This is a genomic window from Alkalihalobacillus sp. BA299 (assembly GCF_017745675.1).
GTDB lineage: Bacteria > Bacillota > Bacilli > Bacillales > Bacillaceae_F > Alkalihalobacterium.
Genome location: NZ_JAFLJM010000012.1, coordinates 88,695 through 114,254 on the forward strand (window position 1 = coordinate 88,695; position 25,560 = coordinate 114,254).

Annotated in this window: 22 protein-coding genes; 4 read left to right on the plus strand and 18 right to left on the minus strand. The window is 36.2% G+C overall.

All coding sequences use genetic code 11. The features are described from left to right. Positions 1–8: 8 nt before the first annotated feature. From J0N78_RS16075 to J0N78_RS16100, 6 genes are all read right to left on the minus strand, one after another. Positions 9–1,340, minus strand: a complete 1,332-nt coding sequence (locus tag J0N78_RS16075; protein WP_209124129.1) for a 6-phospho-beta-glucosidase — start codon at positions 1,338–1,340, stop codon at positions 9–11. After that, positions 1,337–1,666 (minus strand): PTS sugar transporter subunit IIA, encoded by a 330-nt coding sequence (locus J0N78_RS16080; RefSeq protein WP_209124130.1) that lies wholly within the window; start codon positions 1,664–1,666, stop codon positions 1,337–1,339. Before J0N78_RS16080 ends, J0N78_RS16075 begins: the two co-directional genes overlap by 4 nt. Positions 1,667–1,753: 87 nt before the next feature. Then, a complete protein-coding gene (celB, locus tag J0N78_RS16085; protein WP_209124131.1) occupies positions 1,754–3,100 on the minus strand; it encodes a PTS cellobiose transporter subunit IIC in 1,347 nt (448 codons plus the stop codon). Between the two features lie 14 nt (positions 3,101–3,114). After that, positions 3,115–3,420 (minus strand): PTS sugar transporter subunit IIB, encoded by a 306-nt coding sequence (locus J0N78_RS16090; RefSeq protein ID WP_209124132.1) that lies wholly within the window; start codon positions 3,418–3,420, stop codon positions 3,115–3,117. 373 nt (positions 3,421–3,793) lie between these two features. Further along, positions 3,794–5,737 (minus strand): BglG family transcription antiterminator, encoded by a 1,944-nt coding sequence (locus J0N78_RS16095; RefSeq protein WP_209124133.1) that lies wholly within the window; start codon positions 5,735–5,737, stop codon positions 3,794–3,796. 288 nt (positions 5,738–6,025) lie between these two features. Beyond that, a complete protein-coding gene (locus J0N78_RS16100; RefSeq protein ID WP_209124134.1) occupies positions 6,026–6,940 on the minus strand; it encodes a proline dehydrogenase family protein in 915 nt (304 codons plus the stop codon). Between the two features lie 447 nt (positions 6,941–7,387). On the opposite strand from J0N78_RS16100, the gene putP reads away from it, so the two are divergent. Beyond that, positions 7,388–8,914 (plus strand): sodium/proline symporter PutP, encoded by a 1,527-nt coding sequence (gene putP, locus J0N78_RS16105; RefSeq protein ID WP_209124135.1) that lies wholly within the window; start codon positions 7,388–7,390, stop codon positions 8,912–8,914. A gap of 169 nt (positions 8,915–9,083) precedes the next feature. Here the strand turns inward: putP and pruA are convergent, their stop codons facing one another. Continuing rightward, positions 9,084–10,631 (minus strand): L-glutamate gamma-semialdehyde dehydrogenase, encoded by a 1,548-nt coding sequence (pruA, locus tag J0N78_RS16110; protein ID WP_209124136.1) that lies wholly within the window; start codon positions 10,629–10,631, stop codon positions 9,084–9,086. Between the two features lie 226 nt (positions 10,632–10,857). After that, complete coding sequence (locus J0N78_RS16115; protein ID WP_209124137.1) at positions 10,858–11,109, minus strand: biotin/lipoyl attachment domain-containing protein; 252 nt, start codon at positions 11,107–11,109, stop codon at positions 10,858–10,860. A 237-nt stretch (positions 11,110–11,346) separates the two neighbouring features. Here J0N78_RS16115 and J0N78_RS16120 point away from each other — a divergent pair, with 237 nt between their 5' ends. Beyond that, entirely contained in the window at positions 11,347–12,933 is a 1,587-nt protein-coding gene (locus J0N78_RS16120) for a sigma-54 interaction domain-containing protein (protein WP_307794954.1), read from the plus strand. A gap of 125 nt (positions 12,934–13,058) precedes the next feature. On the opposite strand, the gene J0N78_RS16125 is transcribed toward J0N78_RS16120, so the two are convergent. The 6 genes from J0N78_RS16125 to J0N78_RS16150 all read right to left on the minus strand — a co-directional run bounded on the left by J0N78_RS16125 (position 13,059) and on the right by J0N78_RS16150 (position 18,773). After that, on the minus strand, positions 13,059–14,579 hold the full coding sequence (locus J0N78_RS16125) for a glycoside hydrolase family 32 protein (RefSeq protein WP_209124138.1): 1,521 nt from the start codon (positions 14,577–14,579) through the stop codon (positions 13,059–13,061). Between the two features lie 25 nt (positions 14,580–14,604). Further along, a complete protein-coding gene (locus J0N78_RS16130) occupies positions 14,605–15,261 on the minus strand; it encodes a YesL family protein (protein ID WP_209124139.1) in 657 nt (218 codons plus the stop codon). Between the two features lie 18 nt (positions 15,262–15,279). Next, positions 15,280–15,438 (minus strand): hypothetical protein, encoded by a 159-nt coding sequence (locus J0N78_RS16135; RefSeq protein WP_209124140.1) that lies wholly within the window; start codon positions 15,436–15,438, stop codon positions 15,280–15,282. Positions 15,439–15,473: 35 nt separating this feature from the next. Then, positions 15,474–16,322: a carbohydrate ABC transporter permease gene (locus tag J0N78_RS16140; RefSeq protein WP_247747370.1), complete on the minus strand. Its 849-nt coding sequence runs from the start codon at positions 16,320–16,322 to the stop codon at positions 15,474–15,476. Between the two features lie 5 nt (positions 16,323–16,327). After that, positions 16,328–17,257: a carbohydrate ABC transporter permease gene (locus tag J0N78_RS16145; protein ID WP_209124141.1), complete on the minus strand. Its 930-nt coding sequence runs from the start codon at positions 17,255–17,257 to the stop codon at positions 16,328–16,330. 205 nt (positions 17,258–17,462) lie between these two features. Continuing rightward, positions 17,463–18,773: a sugar ABC transporter substrate-binding protein gene (locus J0N78_RS16150; RefSeq protein ID WP_247747371.1), complete on the minus strand. Its 1,311-nt coding sequence runs from the start codon at positions 18,771–18,773 to the stop codon at positions 17,463–17,465. Positions 18,774–19,310: 537 nt separating this feature from the next. On the opposite strand from J0N78_RS16150, the gene J0N78_RS16155 reads away from it, so the two are divergent. Next, positions 19,311–20,309, plus strand: coding sequence for a LacI family DNA-binding transcriptional regulator (locus J0N78_RS16155; protein ID WP_209124143.1), 999 nt, complete (start codon positions 19,311–19,313; stop codon positions 20,307–20,309). 292 nt (positions 20,310–20,601) lie between these two features. On the opposite strand, the gene J0N78_RS16160 is transcribed toward J0N78_RS16155, so the two are convergent. From J0N78_RS16160 to J0N78_RS16170, 3 genes are all read right to left on the minus strand, one after another. Then, positions 20,602–22,077 carry a protein adenylyltransferase SelO gene (locus tag J0N78_RS16160; RefSeq protein WP_209124144.1) on the minus strand — a complete coding sequence of 492 codons (1,476 nt, stop codon included), beginning with the start codon at positions 22,075–22,077 and terminating at the stop codon, positions 20,602–20,604. Between the two features lie 388 nt (positions 22,078–22,465). After that, positions 22,466–22,933, minus strand: coding sequence for a hypothetical protein (locus tag J0N78_RS16165; protein ID WP_209124145.1), 468 nt, complete (start codon positions 22,931–22,933; stop codon positions 22,466–22,468). A gap of 159 nt (positions 22,934–23,092) precedes the next feature. Continuing rightward, a complete protein-coding gene (locus J0N78_RS16170; protein WP_307794956.1) occupies positions 23,093–24,175 on the minus strand; it encodes a PQQ-dependent sugar dehydrogenase in 1,083 nt (360 codons plus the stop codon). Between the two features lie 313 nt (positions 24,176–24,488). Here J0N78_RS16170 and J0N78_RS16175 point away from each other — a divergent pair, with 313 nt between their 5' ends. Further along, positions 24,489–25,007 carry an undecaprenyl-diphosphatase gene (locus J0N78_RS16175; RefSeq protein ID WP_209124147.1) on the plus strand — a complete coding sequence of 173 codons (519 nt, stop codon included), beginning with the start codon at positions 24,489–24,491 and terminating at the stop codon, positions 25,005–25,007. Between the two features lie 117 nt (positions 25,008–25,124). Here the strand turns inward: J0N78_RS16175 and J0N78_RS16180 are convergent, their stop codons facing one another. Further along, complete coding sequence (locus J0N78_RS16180; RefSeq protein ID WP_209124148.1) at positions 25,125–25,544, minus strand: universal stress protein; 420 nt, start codon at positions 25,542–25,544, stop codon at positions 25,125–25,127. Positions 25,545–25,560: the final 16 nt, after the last annotated feature.

The following is a 25,560-nucleotide window of genomic DNA, read 5'->3' on the forward strand; positions in this document are numbered from 1 at the left end:
GAGCGCCCTTAAGCTTCTACTTTTTTATAAAATTGAGGAAGATGTTCTTTATGAGCTTCCATCATTTCTGCAACAATTTCTTTTGCAATCGTATCAGAAGGACTTAATGGGTTAATGGTTAGGGCAAGTACAGCAGTATTGTAGTCACCTGTAATTGCGGCTTCTGCAGCTACCCGCTCAAACGATTTAATTTGTTGAACAAGTCCACGAACTGGCACTGGAAGATCTCCCATGACAATTGGTTTTGGACCATCTTTAGTAATTACACAGCTTATTTCAACAGCTGAGTCTCGTGGAATACTAGCAATAGCTCCGTTATTAATTGTATTTACAGGCTGAATATCTCCCTTATCATTGTAAATCGATGAAATTAAGCGAACGGCTGCATCTGAGTAATAAGCTCCACCTCTTTTTTCTAATTGTGGTGGTTTAATGTTTAAATTAGGATCTTTATAAAGCTCGAATAGTTCCTCTTCCAGCTTTTGTACCACTTCAGCTCTTGTACCCTCTTTTTCTGCATTTTTTAGGTCTTTTTCAAACATTTGTCGAGTTTTGTAATAGTACATGTGGTAAGGACAAAGAAGCACACCTAAAGCTTGAATAAATTCTGGCTCCCAGCCAATTCCCTCAATATTTTTAACAAAGCTACTGTTTTCAGGATTAGTTAATTTTTCAATAACTTCGTCTTTCACACTTACACCATCAACATAAACGTCTAATCCATATACCATATGATTTAATCCTGCAAAATCAATACGAATACGTGAATGATCAACATCTAGTAATTTAGCAATTCCCATTTCAATTCCGATAGGAACATTACATAAACCAACGATTTTGTTAATATTGGAGTAGCGTAAAACGGCTTCTGTCACCATTCCAGCTGGATTTGTAAAGTTAATCAACCATGCATCAGGGCACAACTCTTCCATGTCTTTACAAATATCCAAAATAACAGGAATAGTACGTAAACCTTTAAATAATCCACCTGGACCGTTTGTTTCCTGACCGATTACACCATACTTTAAAGGTATTCTTTCATCTTTAGCACGAGCATCTAATAACCCAACCCGAAATTGTGTTGTAACAAAGTCGGCATCCTTTAATGCAGCTCGGCGGTCTAATGTAAGATAAACTTCAATTGGTAACCCAGCTTTCTCGATCATTCGTTTCGCTAAATTCCCAACGATCTCCATTTTCTCCTTACCAGCTTCAATATCTACTAGCCAAAGTTCACGGATTGGCAATTCATCATAACGTTTGATGAACCCTTCTACTAATTCCGGTGTATAACTTGAACCGCCACCAATTGTTGCAATTTTTAATCCTCTTTTACTCATGATCTAACTCCTCCATTTGATTTAATTAGTTCATTTAAATCGATGATTTCAGCCGCTAAATCTTTTACAGTGATTGCATTCATTAGATGGTCTTGGGCATGGATCATTAACAATGAAATTTCTGTTTTTTCTCCTCTAACTTCACCTTGAATAAGGGATGTTTGTATATGGTGAGCCTCATTTAGCTCTTGCCCTGCTTGATTTAACTTTTCTCGCGCTTCTACAAAATTACCATTCTTCGCTGCTGCTAATGCTTCCATTGCTGAACTTTTCCCATTCCCAGCATGAAGAATAAGTTGGAAAATTACTTCCTCATTTGTTGTCATCTCTCTCTCTCCTATCACATTAATTAATTTGATTTGTTACCAATAGGCTAGTGAACTTGCTTCTAGCCTACTGATAACATTAGTTTCTTAGCCTACTTTTTTTTCTCCAGTCGTTTCAGGAGATGTTGTATCGCCACCTTCTTCAACTAACTTTTGTTTATCCCAAACTTTAAAGAAAGGTAACCAAATGAGTAAACCAACTCCGATATTCACTATTTGCATAACAGCACCTGAAATACTTTGAGTTGCTAAATATCCACCGATGATAGGAGGTGTCGTCCACGGGATCGCAATCCCTACTGGTTTAGCTACTAAGCCTGTGCTCATAGCGAAATAGGTTAAAACTGTCATAGCTAACGGTGTTAAGAAGAAAGGAACAATCAAAATCGGGTTCATGACGATCGGTGTACCAAAGATGACTGGCTCGTTAATATTGAAAGCACCTGGTCCAGCTGATAAACGCCCTAACTGTTTCATTTGTTTACTTCTTGACCATAAAAGCATAATGATTACAAGGGCAAATGTTGCACCTGAACCACCCATATTGATGAAAATCTCAAAGAACTGCGCTGTAAAAATATGCGGTATTTCCTCTCCAGCTTGGAAGGCCATACGGTTTTGGTCTGTAGCTGATAACCAAATTGGCGACATGACTCCACCAACAATTGAAGCACCGTGTAAGCCTGTAAACCAAAGAAGTGAAATAAGAATTACAGCTACCATCGAACCAATTAAACTACCACCTAAAGCACTTAATGGTGTATATAAGATATCTCCAACAACATTGTGTAAGCTTTCAAAGCTTGTCATTTCGATAACAATACGAAGTAACCATACGATTGTTATAACTGCAAAACCTGGTATTAATGCGATAAACGATTTACTAACTGCTGGTGGAACACCGTCAGGCATTTTAATAACAATATTCTTTGAAGAAACAAAACGATATATCTCTGTTGATAAAATGGCAATCAACATTGCTACAAACAATCCACCACTACCCATTAGCGCAGTTGGAATGACTCCACCTATCGTAACGGCTTCTTCAAATCCATCAAAAGTTCGTACGACATGGAATGGAGTAGCTAATAAGAACCCAGATACTGAAATTGCTCCAGCAGTTAACGGATCAATTCCATACTTTTCAGCTAACCGATAAGCAATACCAAACCCTGCTATTAAGGCCATAATTCCAAATGTCGCATCAACTGGATACAGAAGCTTCGTTAACCATTGATCTCCAAACACACTTGCCATAAACTCCCCATACCCTGGAATTGGGATAAAGCCAAGGATTAAAAATATCGATCCAATGATAATAAGTGGCATTGTTAGAATGATACCGTCACGTAATGCCTGTAAATGTCTCTGAGCCGCAATCTTACCGGCGAAAGGTAAGAAGTATTTATCTAAGAAAGCACTGAACTTTTCCATTTTTAATCATCCCCTTATCCGTTAATTAAGTTGATTGAATGCTTGACTACTTCTGCACCATTGCACGTTCCGTAATGAACTGTATTGATAACGTCTACTGGAATTCCATTTTCTTCACCTAGCTTCTTTAATTGCGCCAACATATAACGAACTTGAGGACCTAATAATAAAACATCTGCTTGATCAATATGATTTTTAACAGCATCACCTGGAACTGCCCAGATCTTTGCTTTAATTCCTTGATCAGCTGCTGCTTTTTCCATTTTTGTAACTAATAAACTAGTAGACATTCCCGCTGCACAACATAATAAAATATTCATCCAAAATTCCCCCTAAAAATAAGTATAATTTCTATTAATTTGACTCTACAATTTAGTCAGGATTTCGATTTAACTTCCTTCCTTTGTTGTAGATTGTATTTCCTATTGACTTCATTCTATAATTAAAGCGCTTTCATTTACACATAACCTTTTTCCGCTTCATAACGGAAATGATTAGTTCAAATTGATAGAAAATTATAAAAAAATAAAAAGCTCGCTCGGTAAACGCCGAAAGCAAGCTTTATTAAATATTGAGCTGTTTAGAAATGCTTTTGTTTTTAGGCACAACCATTCAGTTAGAAAAACGTGTAAAATATAGATTTCACATACTACTCTAAAATCAACTGTGTATCATCATTAACCTAACACTACCTTATTTATAAATCGGATGCTTTTTAATAAAAACATTAATAAATTCAGTATACGTATTACATTTAAGCAATTGTTGAATTAAGTCCTTACTATCTACAATACTCACAAGGATGTTGTACATTTTTTGTAAATCTTTTGAACTATTCTTCTCAACATTTAAAAGACAAATAAATTGGACTGGTTTCTTATCCCACATAATCGGCTTTTCTAATGTGCATATCGCCCAAAATGTCGATTCAGTCTGCGGAACAATCGGATGAGGAATAGCCACTAAATTCCCAAAACAAGTGGGAGATACCGCTTCTCTTTCCAATACTGAATCCGTATAATTTTGATCTACAAGACCTAACTGTTGAAGGTTTTCTCCTAAAAAATGAATGACTTCTTCTTTTGTCTTAAACTTTTGTTGGAGGAAAACTAACTCTTCTCTCGTATATTCAAAAGTATCTTTATCAGCTGTTGAAAAAATAGATTCAATTTTTTCAATATCTTCTCCGCCTAAAATCGTGTTCACTTCAATGACTGGTACAGATAATTTCTTTGAAATCGGAATGGTACTTATAATAAAGTCTAAAGAATGTAATGACATTTGACTAAGCCGGTAATATTCCGTTGTCCCAAGTATTTCTAATTTTGATCCAAACCTTGACTGCAGTTTGTAGTTCAACAACCTCGCACTCCCAGCTCCTGAAGCACAAACAATAATACACCTTCTAGGGCGGTCATTCATCTTCGTTCTTTCCACAGCGGCACCTAAATGTAAAGCAATATAGCCAATTTCATTTTCACTAATATCAATATCTAATTCCTCTTTTAAGACAAGACCTGCAATGACACCAGCTTGAAAAGATACAGGATAATAGGATTTGATCTCATTGAGCATCGGGTTTCTTAAATTCATACCGTAGCGTAAACGATTAATCGCAGGCTTTAAATGTATGCATAAGCTTACCTGTAGTTCTTTATCATTTTTTATACCCAGTTTTAGCTTTTCTTCAACAGTATCGATTATTTTCTTTGTTAACTGATAAATTTCATTATCCATTAATGCTTTAATTTGACTATCACCTATTTTGGATTCTGTCACCATTTTCGTTCCTAACAGATGAATAGCAATATAGGCGATTTCGGGTTCAGGGAAACTTACTTTTAAGCTTTTCTTTACTTGGTTTACAATTTCTATAGCGATATTGTACTCTCTTTCATGAATGATCTCTTTTAATTCTTCAGGATACATTGAAACATGATTACCATTTCTAATTCTCCTGCAAGCTATCGCAATATGAACAATTAAATTATTAATTCCTATGTCTGAAATTTCCAAATCATATTTATTCACATAATTTATAATAATCGACTTTATACTTTGCATTTCAGCTTCAGGCAAAATAGATATTGATCCATCAATGATATCTACTTCATTTCTGTTTAATAAATATTCTGACATACAAAATCTCAATTTTCGTTCCTCACCTTTAATCCTAAAGCCATAATTGGGGCGAATTTCAGTAGTGATTTCGTATTTTTTTAATATTTTCTTTACTTCCTGAAGGTCATTTTGTAATGTCGATTTACTAATAAAAAGCTCTTCAGCTAAATCATCTAGCTTTATAAATTCATCTGAAAGGAGAAGTTTTTTAAGGAGCAAACGAACTCGATCATCAGGTGAATTAGGTGAAAAGCCTAAACCGAGTTCATCATACCGAAAAATTTCTTGAAGCATCACTCTAAAAAGCTGCTCATCATGAATCTCAAGTTGATAGCCCTTCCCACGGACAGACTTGATGGATGCGCCATGCTTAGATAGAAGTAATTCCAACTCCTTCATGTCATTTCTAATGGTCCTAGAGGTTACTTGTACAACTTTTGCTAAATATTCACTACTTAAAGGTGTTTCTGCTGCCAAAAGTTCTCGAAAAATGGATGAAATCCTAACTCCAAGCACTCCACTTCCTCCTCCTTCTCTCAGATTCTCTATTTAATTCAATGCCCCTTCTATTTTCAAGTCCTTAAGAAGATATAAATTGCTTCATATCCCTTTTATATAAAGTAGCGCTAAAAAAAAGTATCGTCAATAGGGAAACCTCTGTATACTTAACCGTCAAATAGTATTCCCTTATCTACATTTTAAAAAGAGAATAAATCATAAACGTCTGAGCTTCTCGTACTTACCCAAAATAGAGTTGCTACTATATATAAGTAGCAACTCTATTTTGGGGTTGAGGTTATTGGATTACTTTGAAACTAACCCTTTAATGGCAAACGATACATTTTGTGGGCGCTCTGCCATACGGCGCATAAAGTAACCAAACCAATCATTTCCGAATGGTACATAAACTCTTACAGTATAGCCTTTTTGAACTAATTGTAGTTGAAGGTTTTCCCTAAACCCATAGAGCATCTGAAATTCAAATAGACTCCTAGGAATATTATTTTCATCTGCAAATTTCTTTACTTTTTCTATTATCATATGATCATGAGATGCAACAGCCGTATAACTTCCATTCAATAGATGCTGTTTAATAATTTGAAAATAATTTTCATCAATTCTATCTTTATCTTGATAGGCTACCTCTAATGATTCTTTATAAGCTCCTTTCACTAATCGTAGAGGTACACCTTTTAAATCTGCTATATCTTTCTCAGCTCGGTGAAGATAAGCTTGAATGACTGTACCAACATTATCAAACTCCTTCCTTAGCTCGTTAAGTATATCTAATGTTTGTTGACAATGAGCATAATCTTCCATATCAATTCTAACAAAATTATTATACTTTTTAGCTGTCTGTAAAATTCTTTTCATATTCTCTAAACAAAACTCATAGCTAATATCAAGCCCCAACTGAGTCATTTTTAATGACAAATTACAGTTCACATTCGATTCCTCTATCATTTCTAATGTCTTAATACAGTACTCTGTTGAATCAAGTGCCTCTTCTCTTGTATCAACAAATTCACCTAAATGATCGACTGTACAAATTAATCCCTTCTCGTTCAATTCTTTAACCTTTAATATAGCGTTTTCAATGGTTTGCCCAGCTACAACTTGCGAAGCCCCCAATTTTAATCCCCACTTTTTAGCAGCTTGATTCATCGCTTTGTTTTGAGAGAGAAACATAAAGAATGATTTCATTGATTGCTCTAACATACTAATCCTCCACCTTCTATTATTTATATATTTACTAAAATATTGCAAAAACTGTGCCAAAAATGAAATTCCATATTTTATATAAAAAAAGTTTTTCTATAAAGGTTTTGTATAAAAACAGTAAACAATTATGTAGATTTTATAGACAATATTGTAAACTTTTATTTTTAATAAAATTACAATTATTTACTTTCTAAATAAAACTATTCAGCTATCTCTATAATTGAGCTGAATTTTAATTTATATTAAGTTTTATTTTTATAATTTTTTGAACTTGGCACATTAATTGCAAGTATAAAGTAACGCGGCGACAATCATAAAGTTTACAAATAAGGGGGAAAGATGATGAGTTTACCACTTACCACATGGCTCTGGATTTTTATTCCTATGATCACCATTATCTTATTATCAACTGTATCTTTATTTATCGAAAGGGAGTGACCTCTGTTGAATTTAGCTACAATCATAACTTTTGTCATTTATTTAATTGGGATGTTACTTATTGGATTATGGACGTATCGAAAAACAAACACCATTTCTGACTACTTCTTAGGAGGAAGAAAGTTAAACAGTTGGGTAGCAGCTATGAGCGCTCAAGCCTCTGATATGAGTGGGTGGCTTCTGTTAGGACTTCCTGGCGCCATTTACGTAACCGGTTTAAATGGTATGTGGATTGCTATAGGACTAGCAGTGGGAACTTATCTAAACTGGCAATTTATAGCCAAACGCTTACGCCGTTATACTGAAACCGTAAACTCAATTACAATACCTGATTATCTAGAAAACCGTTTTAAAGATAACACTAAGGTCATTCGTGTGTTTTCGGCACTGACAATTATTCTTTTCTTTTTATTTTACGCCTCATCAGGAATGGTCGCTGGAGCTGTCCTTTTTGAACAAGCTTTCGGTATCGATTATAATGTTGCATTACTCGTTGGTTCAGTTGTCATTGTTTCTTACACCTTTTTAGGTGGCTTCCTTGCAGTTAGTTTAACAGACTTTATTCAAGGGATCTTAATGTTCTGTGCGTTGTTATTGGTTCCAGCAGTTCTTATCGTCTCCTTAGGTGGGTTTAGTGGTCTTTGGGGTACAATCAGTGATATTAACGTTGATTTACTTAACATTATGAAAACAGTTGGGGTTGAAGATGGAACATGGGCAACAAATATTACTTCATTTAGTATAATTGGAACAATTTCACTATTAGCATGGGGGTTAGGCTATTTTGGACAACCTCATATACTGACTCGTTTTATGAGTATCCGAAGTGCTAGTGAAATTCCAAAGGCTAGACTGATAGCTGTTGTTTGGGTAGTTCTATCCCTAATTGGCGCCGGATTTGTAGGGTTAGTAGGAATTACTCAATTTGACACACCGCTTGAAAACCCAGAAAGTATTTTTATTATCCTTGTTCAAACTCTATTTAACCCTTGGGTAGCTGGCATCCTACTTGCAGCCATTCTTGCAGCCATAATGAGCACCATTGATTCACAGCTCTTGGTTTCATCTAGTGCTATCGCTGAGGACTTCTATAAACAAATTTTAAGAAAAGAAGCTAGTGAAAAAGAATTAGTATGGATAAGTCGAGCTTCCGTCATTTTTATATCAGTTATCGCTGTTATATTAGCTAAAAATGGTGGAAACGTCCTTGAACTTGTATCTTACGCTTGGGCAGGTTTTGGGGCAGCGTTTGGACCAGTTATTATCCTTTCATTATATTGGAAACGAATGACAAGGTATGGAGCTCTTGCAGGAATTTTAACAGGAACATTCATTGTTATATTTTGGAATGAAATTCCGGTATTAAATGCAATCGGCTTATACGAACTTGTTCCAGGCTTCGTTCTCGCAACTGTTGCAGTGGTTTTAGTTAGTATGATTGATAGAGCCCCTTCAGCTGAAATAGAAGCGGAATTCAATCAATCTATCTATCCAAACAATGAACAACCTACCGAAAAGTATAAATCTATATAACCGTCTATCAAAATGAAATAGAAAAATGGCATGAATCAATCTTGATTCATGCCATTTTTCTATTTCTTTAAATATAACTACCTCCAAAGAGGTTAGAAAAGACTATCCAAAATACTTCTTCTCTATTTACTCTGGAGGTAATAAAACTTTCATGAAACCTTAATATCTATTAATACATTTCTGAAACTGTTTTCGCTTGCATATGAAGCGTTAAATAATCTGGACCGCCTGCTTTGGAATCAGTTCCTGACATTTTGAACCCACCAAATGGATGGTAACCTACAATTGCTCCCGTACAATTTCGATTAAAATATAAGTTTCCAACATGGAAATCCTGCTTTGCCTGTTCTATACGATCACGATTTTTTGTTATAACAGCACCGGTTAAACCATATTCAGTATTATTTGCAATTTCTAGCGCATGGTCAAAGTCTTTTGCTTTACTAAAAGCAACTACTGGTCCGAAGATTTCTTCTTGCATTAACCTCGCTTGTGGATCAACGTCTGCAAAAATGGTTGGCTGTATAAAATAACCTTTAGAATTATCTCCTTCACCACCAGCAACGAGACGACCTTCTTCTTTACCCACCTGAATATAGCCCATAATTTTATCAAATGCTTTTTGGTCAATTACCGGACCCATGTAATGCTCATTTGTTGTTGGGTCCCCAACGGATAACTCTTTTGTTAACTTAATTGCTTTTTCAAGAACTACATCATAGACATCTTCATGTACGACGGCACGTGATCCAGCTGAGCATTTTTGCCCTGAGAAACCAAACGCTGAAATAACAATCGATTGAGCAGCTAAATCTAAATCTGCCTCTTTATCGACAACGACGGTATCTTTCCCGCCCATTTCTACAATGACTCTCTTCAAATGGTTCTGACCTGCTTGGACGACAGCAGCACGTTGATAGAGTCTTGTACCTACGTCACGTGAACCTGTAAAGGTAATGAGATTTGTTTTCGGATGATCCACAAGGTAATCTCCTACTTCTGCTCCACTTCCTGGGATGAAATTTACAACTCCCTTTGGAAGACCAGCTTCTTCTAGAACTTCCACAAACTTTGCCGCCACAACTGGTGTTGTACTTGCTGGCTTTAATAAAACCGTGTTTCCTGTCACAATAGGCGCAACCGTCGTTCCCGCCATAATTGCAAACGCAAAATTCCATGGCGAAATAGTCACAGTTACCCCAATCGGTGTATAGAAATAACGATTAAGCTCTCCTTCACGACTGTTTACAGACTTACCGTCTTTAATTTCAATCATTTGACGAGCATAGTACTCCATAAAATCAATAGCTTCTGCTGTATCGGCATCTGCTTCTTTCCAAGGCTTTCCACCCTCTTTTACTAACCACGCTGAAAATTCATGTTTACGGCGACGGACAATGGCTGCAGCTCGAATTAAAATATTGGCACGCTCTTCTGGATTTACTTTTCTCCAAGTTTGAAATGCTTTGTCTGCATCTTGTATTGCTTTTTCAGCTAGTTCACGGTTAGCTTTTGATACAACCCCAATTATTTCCTCCTTATTAGATGGGTTATAAGATATAATTTTCTCCTCCGTTGAAACACGCTCCCCATTTATTACGAGGTCATACTCTTTTCCGAGTTGACTCTCTACTTGGCGAAGGGCAATTTCAAATGCTTGCCGGTTCTCCTCTACTGTAAAATCTGTAAATGGTTCATGCTTATAAGGTGTTAACATGTTAATCCCTCCGTTTAATTTTTTTATTTTCTCACAATCTATCTATTGCAATTTACGTGCCAACTTTTAAATGATCAACAAAATTTTAAATAGTTAGCTTATACAGCTATAACTAAAAATAATTTATTAAATGCACATAACCACCGTTAGACATAATTGCTTATTTTTCTTCGTCTATATACACTTATGTCTAAAGTGTATATAGACGAAGAGAATACAATTATATTCAATCGCAACCACACGGTAAACAATCTTCTTGTAAAATAGCTAACTCACTGTTAATACTTACTTGTTGCTCTACCTCTACATTTAAAGTACTTATATACCCACTCGAACTCATTTGAATTTTATGGCATTTACCATCTTTGGCTTTAATTAAAAATAATGGTTCCCATTCATAAACAAACGACCCTTGTTCAATAAATATTTCTTCTACTACCCCTTCCCAAGCACAAACTACTCCTCTACAAATATTCATAGCATTCACCATCCTAAAAATTATGTTTTATTTATCTATTAAAATGCAAAAGCCGTGCCAAAATTTGTGAAAAAGAAAAAAATACTACTTTCTATGGTAATTAATGTATTAAATAATGAAATTCAATTATTTAAAGATTTTAGATATAAGTGTAAAAAAATAGATTTATTTCAACAATTGTGTATAATTTGTATATTAACAAAATTATAAGAATGAATACTTTAAGGGGGTATCTTCTTGAAATACAATATTAGTCTGGTTGATTTATCCTTACCTTTGGAAAATGATTTAAACCTATCTACGATGATAAAATATCATTACAAATTACCTCTATCCGAGATTAATAACATTGGAGATGAGGTTGACATAGTATTAGAAGATGATAAAGGAAAAATTATTGGTTGGGTCCCTTACAAAAAGGTTAAAAATGAAGTTTTTAACCAATGGAGTAAAACAAGAGCTTGTTTTGATGAATTATTAAATTCTATTAATGATGCAGTGACCATTGTAGATCAAGCCGGTGATATCATCTTTTGGAATCACAAATCTGAAGAAATGTACGGCCTCTCTTCACAAGACGTCTATGGTCAGTCCATTACAAACTTTTTTGAAAAAGAAGCTGTAGTCCTAATGACTACAATTAAAGAAGGAAAAGGGGTAGTCAATAAATATAATCGCCCAAAAGCGAATGTTCATGTATTAATTAATACCTCTCCTATTATTGTTGATAATCAGATCATTGGTGGTCTCTCAATAGAGAGAGATATAACGGATGTAGTTCGATTAAATGATGAATTATCTTCTACAACGGCTTACCTACACGAATTAGAAAGTAATGTAGCACAAGAAAACTTATCTCCCTTTAGTAAGATAAAAGGAAGAAGTGAAGCTTTACAATCTGCGTTAAAATTAGCAAAAAGAGTAGCAAATACCGAGGCAACGGTATTAATTACAGGAGAAAGTGGTGTTGGGAAAGAATTATTTGCCGAAGGAATTCATAAAGGTAGTAATCGCTCAGAACATCCCTTTATCGCAATTAACTGTGGAGCCATTCCACCTCCCTTATTTGAAAGTGAGTTATTTGGTTACGAACAAGGGGCATTTACTGGTGCTGTAAAAGGGGGCAAAAAAGGGAAACTTGATGCTGCCAAAGGAGGAACTATCTTTCTAGATGAAATTGGAGAAATGCCGCTCGAATTACAGGTGAAATTACTACGGGTTTTGCAAGAAAGACAATTTTATCGTATCGGTGGAAATAAAGCCATTCCTATTGATGTAAAAATTATTGCAGCCACCAATCGGGATTTAGAGAAAATGATCGAAGAGGGAAGTTTCCGAGAAGATCTATACTATCGTTTAAATGTTATTTCTATCTCCGTCCCCCCTTTACGTGAGAGGGTTGAAGATATTCCAGAACTTGTACAATTGTTTTTGAAAGAATTTTCTGTAAAGTACTCTACTCCTATTCCTAAAATAGACCCGGAAGTAATGTATATCTTTCTTCAAAATACATGGAATGGAAATATACGACAACTTCGGAATATTATTGAAAGAATTATTATTTTGGGAGGAAATAATGAAATCATTAGAACTCATCACCTTCCTCCTAACTTTGTTAAAGTAAAACGCGACTTAAAAGTCAATGAGAACGTAACCCAACTTGAAAAAATGACTATGTTGATGGACAAAGAAGAAGACTTAGAGTCGGAAGAAATAAAGTTTGCTCTACAAAAAACATACGGAAACAAATCTGCTGCCGCAAAAATATTGAACGTCTCTAGAGCAACTCTCTATAATAAGATGAAGAAATATAATATCAAATAGTCCTGACTGATCGGTACATGATCGTATTAAAGAATTAAATACGAAAAGGAGTGACTACGAGGGTCACTCCAATTTTAATCCATATCTAGTAGCCCCATTCACTGACCCCTTAAAACTTTAACCAATTAATTTTCTGCCATACTCTTAGAATATTTTGTAATGACATCTACACTCTTATCTAAATTCCATTTTTTCAAGCTATTAATTGAAATTGGACCCTTTGCGAAAAACTCAATACCTGTTGAAGATTCACTAGGATATATTCTAGACGTCATTACTTTTTCTCCACCATTAATAAAAATTTCAATAGAAGATTTATCTAAGAAAACTCGCAAATGAAGCTGATTATCCTTCAGTTCCACTGGTGCTTTACGAATACCTTTTAATCCTTTTCCAGATTTATTTCGGTCCAACGTCAGGAAACTTTCATTGCAATCATAGCTAAGCACTGTTTCCTCCTTTGACTCATCATTTACACGTAGTCTCAAGCCAAACTGTGTAGCTTCTTTTGCATCTATAACAATATCTAGTTCAAGGCAATAACCCGAAACTCCTTCAAAAACTCGCTTCCCGTCAAAAATCACATTTTCAAATTGAGTTAGATTGTTTCGTAATTTCTCAACTTCCGGCATTGGCTTACTAATAATTTGACCATCTTCTATAAATAATTGCCGAGGTAAAGTCATCGCTCCAGCCCAATCAAATTCTTGCTCAGGCATTTCACTTTCCCACATTGCCATCCATGCAACCATCACTCTTCTTCCTTGATCATCTATTGTAGATTGCGGTGCATAAAAATCAAACCCATAATCAAGGAGCCGGAAGCTACCATGGTCAAGCTTACCACTTTCATAATCTAGCTTGCCTAATACATAACCAGATTGGTGAAGGTTTTGATAAAGGTGTCCTTCCGAAACCATTCCTTGTGGTGACATCATTAGAATATCATGGCCATCTAAATGAAAAAGATCCGGGCACTCCCACATGAAACCAAAGTTCCCTCCCCCTTTTGCTACAATATTAAGAAATTCCCATTCGAGTAAATCTTCTGACCGATAAAGAAGAACCTGACCTACTTCCTCTTTTGTCTTATTACCGATCACACAGTAATAATAATCACCGTGTTTCCATACTTTAGGGTCTCTAATATGGTGAGGGTGAATATCCCCTTCAGGAGCACCCTTAATAACTGGGTTACTCGCTATTTTTTTAAAACTTACTCCATCTTCACTTACAGCAAGACATTGAACCTGCTCTAAATCTGTATCATGGTTTTCCCCGGTCCATTTATGTCCTGTATACATCAGGTAGAGCTTTCCATCCTTTTCAATCGCACTGCCTGAAAAACAACCATCTTTGTCATACTCTTCACTTGGTGCAAGCGCAACCGGTAGATGCTCCCAAAAAGTTAAATCTTTACTTTTTACGTGCCCCCAATGCATTGGTCCCCACTGCGAAGTGAATGGATGGTGTTGGTAAAATAAATGGTACTCTCCCTTATAAAAAATAAATCCGTTCGGATCATTAATCCAATATGCAGGTGATGCTACGTGATAGTTTAATCTCCAGTAGTTCTTACTTACTTTATCTTTTGCTTGATTAATAGACTTTGTTGCCTTCTCTATTGCCTGCTCATGTCGTTTCATATGGTACCTCCTGTTTTCCTCCATACTACGTCCTTACCATCTTTTCACACTTAATTTGTTTTTCTTGCAATCTCTCTACTACTTCGCTTTTTAAAATAGGTGAAAGTATCACTGTCGTCCATAGCCCTATAAGACTTACACTATAAAACGGAATCATACCTGGAAATGATCTAATGATTAGATATAGAAGAACAAAGCCACCTAATAATATTCCTGTTCGAGCTGGGTGTAATGCACCAGTGATAAACGCCATTTTAACCGTGTTCCATATTCCTTGAGATCGATACGAGAGAATCGGCATGATATAAAGAACCACTAAGCTATAAATAACGAACATAAATATTAATCCGTACTTTAAAAATACATGTAGAATTCCATTCATAGATTGAATAATCATATAATTCGTAATTAGCACAGCCCCTACTGTTACAATTAGTAACATAAACACATTCGCTTTTATAAAACTTTCTTTATACGCATCTGCGAAAGTCCGTACAACTTTACATTCCTCTTGCTTTGTCCAGTAATTAAGAACAGTTAACATGGCAATCGTTGCAGGGAAAAGACCAAAAATACCAAGACCGAGTAATGCAAATAAAATCCATAACAAATTTACAATTGCTAGTTTCATTAACCAGTCACACACTTTATATATTCCACCTGTCACCCCACCTAATTGCATACCTGTCACTCCTATCCTTTAATACATCAATTCATCCATGGAAGGCAGAGCTGGAATCGCACCCCTGCGAGTGGTCGTGATTGCTCCACACTTCCCTGCAAATACAAGCATTTCGCGTACCTTTTCTTTATCCTTCAAAAAGTCAACAAGCTCACCTAAACTTAGTACTTTCCCCATTATAACGTCACTTCCTTGCTCTCTATGCATATCCACTAGTTTTTCGAACCTGTATGTGTTAAACCTTGAATGTAATACCTTTGTAAGAAAACAAAAATTAAGATCATCGGAATTGTTGTAACCGTCAGTGCTGCCATTACTTGACCCCATTGAACAGGTGGTTGATTCATAAAATACTGTAACCCAATTTGAATCGTTCTCATCCGGTCCTCAGTCGCTACCACTAGCGGCCATAAGAAATCATTCCAGTGATTAATAAACGTGAAAATTGCAACTGTCGCAAAGATTGGTTTAGAAAGCGGAACAATGATCTTTAAAAAGATACCGATTTGTGAACAACCATCAATTCTCGCAGCTTCCTCAATCTCCTTCGGAAAGTCTAAAAAGAACTGTCTAAAAAGAAAGATACTAAACGCATTGGCAACGAATGGAACAATTAAGCCAGTATACGTATTGACCCAACCAAAGTTATAAATAAGAACATATAGCGGTAAGAAAATACTTTCCGGCGGGATAATGAGTGTTGCAATAATAACAGCTAACCAGAAGTGACGTAACGGAAAATTAAAACGCGCTAATGCATAACCGGCCATTGAATTAACGATTAATCCAAAAATAAGAATTCCTGTTGTGAAAATTAAGCTATTTAACATATAACGGAACAAATCGACTCGCTGAAACGCTAATACATAATTGGCAAAGTAGCCCCCATCTGGTAATGCAGGCGGTAAAAACGCCTTAATCGAGCCAATATCTGCAAAGATCTGAAATTCATTTTTCAACGAAGAAACCAGCATCCAAATAAGAGGGAATAAGAAGATGAACGCTAATAACGACATAAAAAGGTAAAGAATCGTGTTTTTGATCAATCTACTCTTCATCATTACGCTCAACCCCTCTCCTCAGCAATAAACTTACGTTGTAAAATCGTAATAATTAATACTAATATTGTAAACACAACGGCCATAGCCGAAGCGTACCCTACATCTCGATAGTTAAAGCCAACTTCATAAATATGATAAACAAGTGTTTTCGTCGATCCTAATGGTCCACCTTGTGTCATAATCATCGGCTGAACAAGTAGCTTTACAGCGGCAATTGTAATCGTAACAAAAATGAATATGGTTACATTTCTTAAGCCCGGAACGGTAACATTCCAAAATTGCTGTAAGCGAGTAGCCCCATCAATTGAAGCCGCCTCATATAAATGCTTCGGAATATTTTGCAATCCCGCAAGGAATATTAACATTTGAAATCCTGCTCCTTGCCAAACGGACATGACAATAATTGAATTCATTGCTTGATTCGGACTTGTTAAAAACGGCTGCGGTGAAATACCAAAGACACCTAACATTTCGTTGATCAAGCCTTCGTTTGGGTTATATAAAAACGTCCATAAGATCGATACAACAACTAGTGACATAACGACCGGACTGAAAAATGCAGTACGGAAAAAGACTTTAAATTTCAATTTCTGATTAATTAATAGGGCTAACCCAAGCGCAACAGCCATCTGGATAGGTACAACTAACAATGCAAAATAGGCTGTATTACGAAACGCTTGTCTAAACTCTGCATCTTGAAAAATATAAGTGAAATTTTCTAACCCAATAAATTGTTGTTGACCTGGTCTTAATAAGTAAAAATCAGTGAAACTATAATAAAACGCCATCCCCATTGGATAGAGCAAAAACACCCCTAATAATAGTAAGGCTGGCAGTAAAAACAGGTACCCATTGATTGTTTCTTGTGTTTTTGTAGAATTAATATTAAATCGTACTTTTTTTCTCTTCGCTTCCAATTTCTTATTGGTTTTCATTAACCATCACTCCACATAAGGCTTTTAACAAAATTAGAGGCTTCATGTAGCCTCTAATTTTTGTCTAATCGCGGCTATTCAAAAAGAATTTACAAGGGCAATGAGCTATCTGCAGTCACGCAGGTCTACTAGCCCAATACAGCGGTTCACCTTATTGTTTCAAGGTATTTTTTTAATGTAATAGCAATCGCATTGAAATATCTAACTATTGGTTAAATCGACGAAGTTCGCGTTCTACTCGCTGAACTTGCTGGTCTAAAATTCCTTTTGGATCTTCACCTAACGCCGCTGCATGGAATACTTGAGCAAAAGCATCTGTTAATACAGGGTAAGCTGGTGTAGTTGGACGTGCATGTGCAGTTGAAACAACTTGATCACGCATGATCTTTTTCGGTAGTTCATTATATTCTTCCATACTTTCAAAAGCAGACTTACGTGAAGGCGGCATTCCCGTTACTTCTGACAATCCAATTGTTGACTCTTCGTTTGTCATCCACTTCATCACTTGATAAGCCGCTTCTGGATATTCTGTTTGTGAAGATATCGCATATGCCATACTTCCTGATGGAGATTTTGGAACTTCACTGTATGGATATGGCATCATTCCATAATCAAGCCCTGCATTTTCAGCAGAAACTGCAATCCATGGACCACCGAGCGCCATAGCAGCTTTTCCTTCTTCAAATTGTGTTTCTGAAGGTGTAAGCGATACAACACCCTCTTCAAAAAGACTCTTTACAAATTCAAATGCTTCGACACTTTCCGGTCCATTTAAATACCCATCAACCGTCGTTCCATCTTCTGAGATTAAGTCACCACCATTTGACCACACAAATGGTGCACCCATATACGTATACCACTCACCAACACCATAGTTCATAAAGAGGTTTAACCCAAAACGATCTTCAGTTGTTAATTGTTTTGCTACATCTATAAATTCATCCCAAGTCCACGCCTCCTCAAGTGTAGTTGGCGCTTCAATACCTTCTGCTTCAAAAATTTCTTTATTATAGTAAAGAACAACGGATGATTCCATTGCCCCTAACGAATATAACTCTCCGTTATACGAGCCTTGCTCTAAAATAGAGTCAACAAAATCTTCTTTATCTTCATCTGAGATATACTGACTAATCGGAGCAATAATCTCAGCTTCTGCATAACTAGCCACGAAAGGACCATCTAGTGCTAATACATCCGGTAAATTACCAGCAACTAAAGCAGCGTTTAAGCTATCATTATAAGAACTGCCGCCATCATCCATAACAACTTGAACGTTAATTTTAATCTCACCTTCATGAGCCTCATTAAACTTTGCAATACGGTTTTGGTAAAATTCAGTTTCAGCTTCACCTGATTGGTGAATCCACATGTCTAGTTCAATTGCTTCCCCTACATCTTGATTGGCATCTTGATTAGAATCTTCATTTGAAACTTCTTGATCATTATTATTGCCACAAGCAGCTAACACCACACTAACCATGAGCATTAAGACAAACAAAACTTTAACTCTACTCATCATTAATCCCCCCAAAATTAATTTTTCTAAGTCTTAGGAAGCTAGCAACTTTGAAATATATTAGAATGCATCGCAAACTTCCATGTAAGAGCTTACAAATAATATACCGAATGACTATTAATATGTCAAACGTTTTCATATAATAAAACATAAACTTTTATAAAATATAGTTGGAAACACCCTTAATATTCAATACTTTATAGCCGTTCATCTTTCTATAAGCATAAATAAATGCTATATTTAGGTTTGCTTTCACTTAAATTTGAGGTAACGTTTTCAGATTATAACGTCTTTTTCTTCTCCTTTAATTAATAAACTAAACTATAAATCTAGGAACTCCACTATCAAAATCCCGAAATTTTGATCACATGCATGAATTAACTTTTGAAAAACCCTATGTCATACGTTACCACATTTGTGCTATACTTTATTAAGACCGAATGGAAGAGCATTCGCTTTATTAATGAAGATCCTTCTGATATCTTAAAATAAGAACGTTTTCAAAAATTCATGGATTACTTACTAGGGGAGAAAACTATGGTAAATATAAAAGATGTTGCGAAAAAAGCTGGTGTATCCGTCACAACTGTTTCGCGTGTCATTAATAATAGAGGCTATATCGGTAAAGAGACACGTAAAAAGGTCGAAAAAGCTATGGCTGATATAAATTACGCTCCAAACCAAATTGCTCGTGCACTACAAAAGAGTCAATCATACTTATTAGGTGTGATCGTTCCTGACTCCGAACACCCTTTTTTTGCTGAATTAATTAAAAATATCGAACTATTCGCTTATAATAACAACTATAAGATTCTCATTTGCAACTCTTTAGATCAAGCTAATAAAGAAACAAAATATATAGGAATGCTTAGAGAAAATCGTGTAGATGGTATTATTATGTGCAGTCAAACTTTAAATATAGAAGAATATCGTAAGGTTGATCTTCCTATTGTCTCGTTTGACCGAATCATGTCAAAAGAAATTCCTTATGTTGGGTCAGATAACTTTGCTGGCGGTACCATTGCCACTGAACATTTGATCGAAAACGGTTGCAAGAGACTACTGCATTTATCCGGTCCACTTGATATCGATATGTTGCCAAATAGACGAGCAGACGCTTTTAAACTGACATGCATGAAACACAATATACCATTTAAAATCATCGAAGAGGAATATAGCAGACAAACTTTTTCAGTCTTTGATCGTCACGAAGAATTTATTGAGGAACATGTTGCAAATGAGCTTACGAACTATGATGGTGTGTTCTGCAGTAATGACATTTTGGCATATGCTGTTTATATTTATGCACTGAAAAACAATATCAAAGTACCAGAGCAACTAAAAATTGTCGGTTATGACTACAATTCTTTTACTCGACTACTTCAACACCCGAAATTAACGACAGTAAAGCAACCAGCCGACTTAATCGGAAAAGAGTTGTGTTCAACTTTACTTAAAATGATTGAAGGTAAAAAAGACGATAAACCTAACAACTCTATCGTTGATGTAGAACTGATCAAAGGTGATACAACTTAAGTTAAGTATTCGCCTATTAATCATTAAGTAGCTCTGTTACCTGGAGAAACATAAGGGATAACGTATCAATTAGAAGCCCAAATCGAATATTGATTTGGGCTTTCATAATTACTGTTTTATCAACAATTATTGAGGTACAAACGGACACTAGGTTCCTTATTTGCTAAAATTGTTTCTATTTTACCAAGATATTTCACAAATAAAGGAACATGTGTCCGCACACTGGCTCAAATACACCGTTTTTATAGAAATAACGAATCAAATGTCAGCTAGCAAAACTTTTCCTACTATATCAGGTTCCGCAAAAGGTTCGATATGGTCGGACTGATGGCTCAGGCAGGGTCGAGTATTCATCCTGTTCTTTGGTGTGTGCGTACGGGTTGGAGAGAACATTAAGTAGCCGCTCTACCACGCTGTAATCCCCTTCTTCCACCGCGGCTTCTAGTGCCTCTTCTACCCGGTGGTTGCGAGGTATAATCGCAGGATTGCTGTTTCGCATTAACTGATGCGAGGAGTCTTTCGTTTCCTGCTGTCTACCTAGCCTCTCCTGCCACAGCTCATACCACTGTTTAAATTCTTCGGTACCGAACAAAATCGTATCCTCATGTCTTTCAAAAGTTAATGCACGGAAGGTATTCGTATAGTCTGCCCGATACTTCTGCATCATACTGAGAAGATCTTCAATAAGGGTTTCATCCTGTTCCTCTTCATTAAATATCCCTAGCTTTGCTCTCATTCCCGTAAGCCAATTGTTACGAAATAACTTAGGAAAATCTGAAATTGCATCCTGAGCCAGTTGGACAGCCTCCTGCTGATTTTCATGCAGGAGCGGTAATAAGGTTTCAGCAAAACGTGCGAGATTCCACCCACCAATATTCGGCTGATTACCATAAGCATAACGACCTTGAATGTCAATTGAACTGAATACAGTATCAGGGTCATACGTATCCATGAAAGCACAAGGGCCATAATCAATCGTTTCTCCACTAATGGTCATGTTATCAGTGTTCATGACTCCGTGAATAAAACCAACGAGCTGCCACTTAGCAATCAACGCGGCCTGACGTTTGATCACTTCTTGAAGTAGCGAAAGATATCGACTTTCATCTCCTTCAACGTCTGGAAAATGGCGCTGAAGTGTATAGTCAGCCAGAGTACGGAGTTCCTCTACAGTGCCCCATTTAGCAGCAAATTGAAAGGTGCCGACGCGCAGATGACTGGCAGCCACTCGGGTTAGAATCGCACCAGGTAATTCGGTTTCACGAATAACTGACTCACCAGTTGTCACCACTGCTAGACTCCGTGTAGTAGGAATACCAAGCGCATGCATTGCTTCACTGATGATGTATTCGCGCAGCATCGGTCCAAGTGCCGCTCGCCCATCGCCACCACGGGAATATGGGGTTCGTCCTGGACCCTTGAGCTGAATATCAAAACGATCCCCTTGGGGAGTAATTTGTTCGCCAAGCAACAACGCTCGACCGTCCCCTAGCATCGTAAAATGGCCAAATTGATGTCCCGCATAAGCTTGTGCAAGCGGCAAAGCACCTTCGGGAATGTCGTTACCTGCAAACACCGCTACGCCATCATTACTTTGCAGCACCTCATCATTCAACCCTAATGCAGATGCTAACGAGGAATTGAAAATGATCGACTTCGGTGAGCGTACAGGGGTTGGATTAAGGCTCGTAAACAAAGATTCCGGCAGACGAGCATAACTGTTGTCGAAATTCCATCCTGCTTCTTTTACTGCATTTCTCTCTGTCATCGTATCTCCTTTTCTCCTTTTCATCATTTTCTTTTTGTGTTCTAGCATAAAACATAATCAGAGGCATTCTTTGTTTTCTATATTTCTCTCTTACTTACATTGCAGAAGGCAACCTCTTTTATTGTCTACTTCTGCCAATTTATTATTCGGGGGAGAACTTTCTTGGCATTCGTATTGTATATTCATCTCCAACTACTTTGATGAACAAAAAAGCTCTCTTCATTTCCTGTGTAACGGAGTGAACCTTTCACTACTTAAAATCATAACAGATTGTTCTTATTTATTCCTAATACCAAAAACATCACTAACACTATGTTAAGCTATCGAAAAATAATAAAAAGCCAGCACCAAGCGTTGCACTTGGAAACTAGCCAGGTATCAAACTTTATTAATAAACATATTCGCTATATTGATTTTGATCTTGAGTTCCAAACCCCATTTGTCTTAAAAGCTGTTTGGCTGAAGCTAAACTTTGTTCTGTTTGTTGTTGCCATGCGATTATGTTTTGAATAAACGGTTTAAATTCATTGGGGGCATCGTCTCTCATTACGTCTAACCATTTCGTTATTTCTTGGTCTTCTTTTAGTCCATTATTCACACATGAAACCAGCGTTTGAATAATGGATTCGTGATATTCACCATTTTGCAATCGTTTTGCACTACCTACTGCTGTTACTCGATGATAAGAAGCTGGAACAAGATGATTATGCATTTCAGCATTTCCTTTTAGGTTTGCTGTAGATGGGATATGAAATAGTTGTGTACTCATTGAACAAACCATTTCTTCACCATGTAAACTATAGTTTAAAAATTCTAAGACAGAAGACCAATCCTGACGATAAAGATAATTATCCAATACATTCACCCACTTTTAAAAAATTCAATATATCTTATGTTATTTTAAAATTTTTGACTCTCTATATTCACAGTGGGTGAATCAAACTTTAACTTGCAAAAAAACTTTGCCTGGAAGTTTTCGAGATAATTCCAAATCGGAAGTGATTTCAACACGTACCTACTCAATTAAAGAAAGTTTAAATAATTTATCATCACCTTCACGGGGATTGCCTCTCCCATCACGATTGTTCGTAATCGTAAATAATGTATCATTTTCAATTAGTACATCTCGCATTCTCCCCGCGTTTTCAAAAAAGGTATCCACAGTATTGTCAGTCAAATTAAACACTCGAATACTTTCACCTCGTAAATTAGCTACATAGATTTTTTTATTTTGAATCGCAATTCCTGATGGAGCCCACGTGTCATCTCCTGTTTGATATAATGGCGAGACCATATTAGGAGCTTGTTGGTCACCTTCAATGATCGGCCATCCATAGTTTTTTCCAGGCTCAATCAAGTTAATTTCATCATGAGCCACTTGTCCATGCTCAGAGCTATATAGATTTCCTTCATCATCCCAAGCTAGCCCTTGCGGATTTCGGTGCCCGAAGGAATAAACATATGAATTATTCAATGGGTTATCATTCGGTACAGTACCATCTAATTCCATACGCAAAATTTTCCCTGCCAAACTTTCTATATTTTGGGCATTTTTTGGGTTCCCTGCATCACCAGCGGTAGCATACAGTAGCCCATCTGGACCAATTTTAATTCGTCCACCGTTATGAATTCTTCCTCCAGGAATTCTTTCTAGTAAAATCGATTTTTCCTGCCATGTATTTTGATTAAGTTTTAGGCCGATTATTCGGTTATATACTTGTCCATCTTGTTTATATGTATGGTAGGCAAATGCTTCTTGAGAATCGGCAAAATCAGAAGCAAGTGTTAAACCTAAAAATCCTCCCTCGCCTTCATGCAGGATATCCTTTGTAACTTCAAGATTTTGAACTGTTTTTGAACCACTAACACCATCAACTTTAATAATATTTCCTGGCCGTTGACTCAAATAAAAGGCATTATCATGTTTATTAATATTCCAAGGAATATTTAAATCTGTTGCGATCACCTCAGCTTGTCGTGAAAATACTTCAATTGCATCCCTTTCATTCATTTCGGATTGATGATTATCTTCAGAAGAACAAGCAGAAATATAGAGAATAAAGATCAGTGTAAAAATGAATTTTTTCAATCCTATCACCTCATTTTTTCTTTTTTTTAAATAGTTTAACCATTTTTCATAGAATAAAATAACATGCTTCTATAGTAAGAACCTTTTTGTTAGTGAAAAATACACTTTCATTAGAGAAGAAAAGCTATCAGTTCCAAGAAGTGTGCTTAAATTAAATTCAGCATTATTAATTTTTCTTTTTAAAGCATAAGTACTAATAGATTAATATTAGAAAGGCCAACTTAAATGCCTAATTGCACCAGAACAAAATTTCTCTACCTTACATGTATCTTATTTCAGAGGGAATGATATGTATATCTTCATACTAAGGGGACTAGTTTAAATGGACTATAAATTATTTAGGGCGATCAATCAGTTGACGGGACGTTATTCTTTATTAGATATGCTAATGATATTAATTTCAAACAAGGTTCGCTATGTATTTATATTTGTTTTAATTTCTATGTTGTTTCAAAACTATTCACACAAAAAAGTGGCGCTGTCTGCGATTACATCCATAGTACTTTCCTTGTTTATCAATAGTGCGATTAGGCTGGTGTATTTTAAACCCCGTCCCTTTGTGAAACACCGTGTAGGCATTCTTATTCCTTCAAAGACAGACTCTTCATTTCCAAGTAAACATACATTACTTGTTTTTGCTATATCTACTTCGATTTTTCTGCGGGAACGCGTTCTCGGGTCGATCATGATGGGGCTATCCGTGCTTACGGGATTTTCACGTATATGGGTAGGACATCATTTTCCATCTGATATAATTGGAAGTGCCTTCATTAGCATCTTTACGAGCAGTGTCATTAATAAAACTTTTAACCAGTTCACTTCAAAGTTAAAATCTTTGTAAAGCACTTCGTAAAAGAGATGAGAGTAGTAAAGCTTGCTTAAAAATATTAGAATAAGGACACAATTGCAAGAAATTCGCAAATCCACTTACCGGTTGTGTCCTAAATTCATTTGTTTTCTATTTTACGATTAACACGGGACAATTTGCTCGTTTTGCCACTTTATGACTGACACTTCCAAGGACAAACTCCTGAATCCCATCTAACCCTCTACTTCCGATAATAACAAGGTCGAAATTATTTTCATTTGCGTATTTAATAATAGATGGGCCTGCTTCGCCTTGCATAATCTTAATAGAATATTCGACACCTTCATCTGTCGCTTTCTTTGTTATCCCTGTTAATAGCTCTTTTCTTTTTTCCTCAATAGATAGGGAGTTCCAATTACTTAATATATCATTCTTTGCCTTGTTTGCATCTACCACATAGACAATTTCTAGCTTTGATTCTGAACTGCACTTTGCAATATGTACCGCATTGTCACCAGCTCGTCTTGAATGTTCCGATCCATCGTATGCTAATAGGATTTTCCTGTACAAAACATTTCACCTCCGT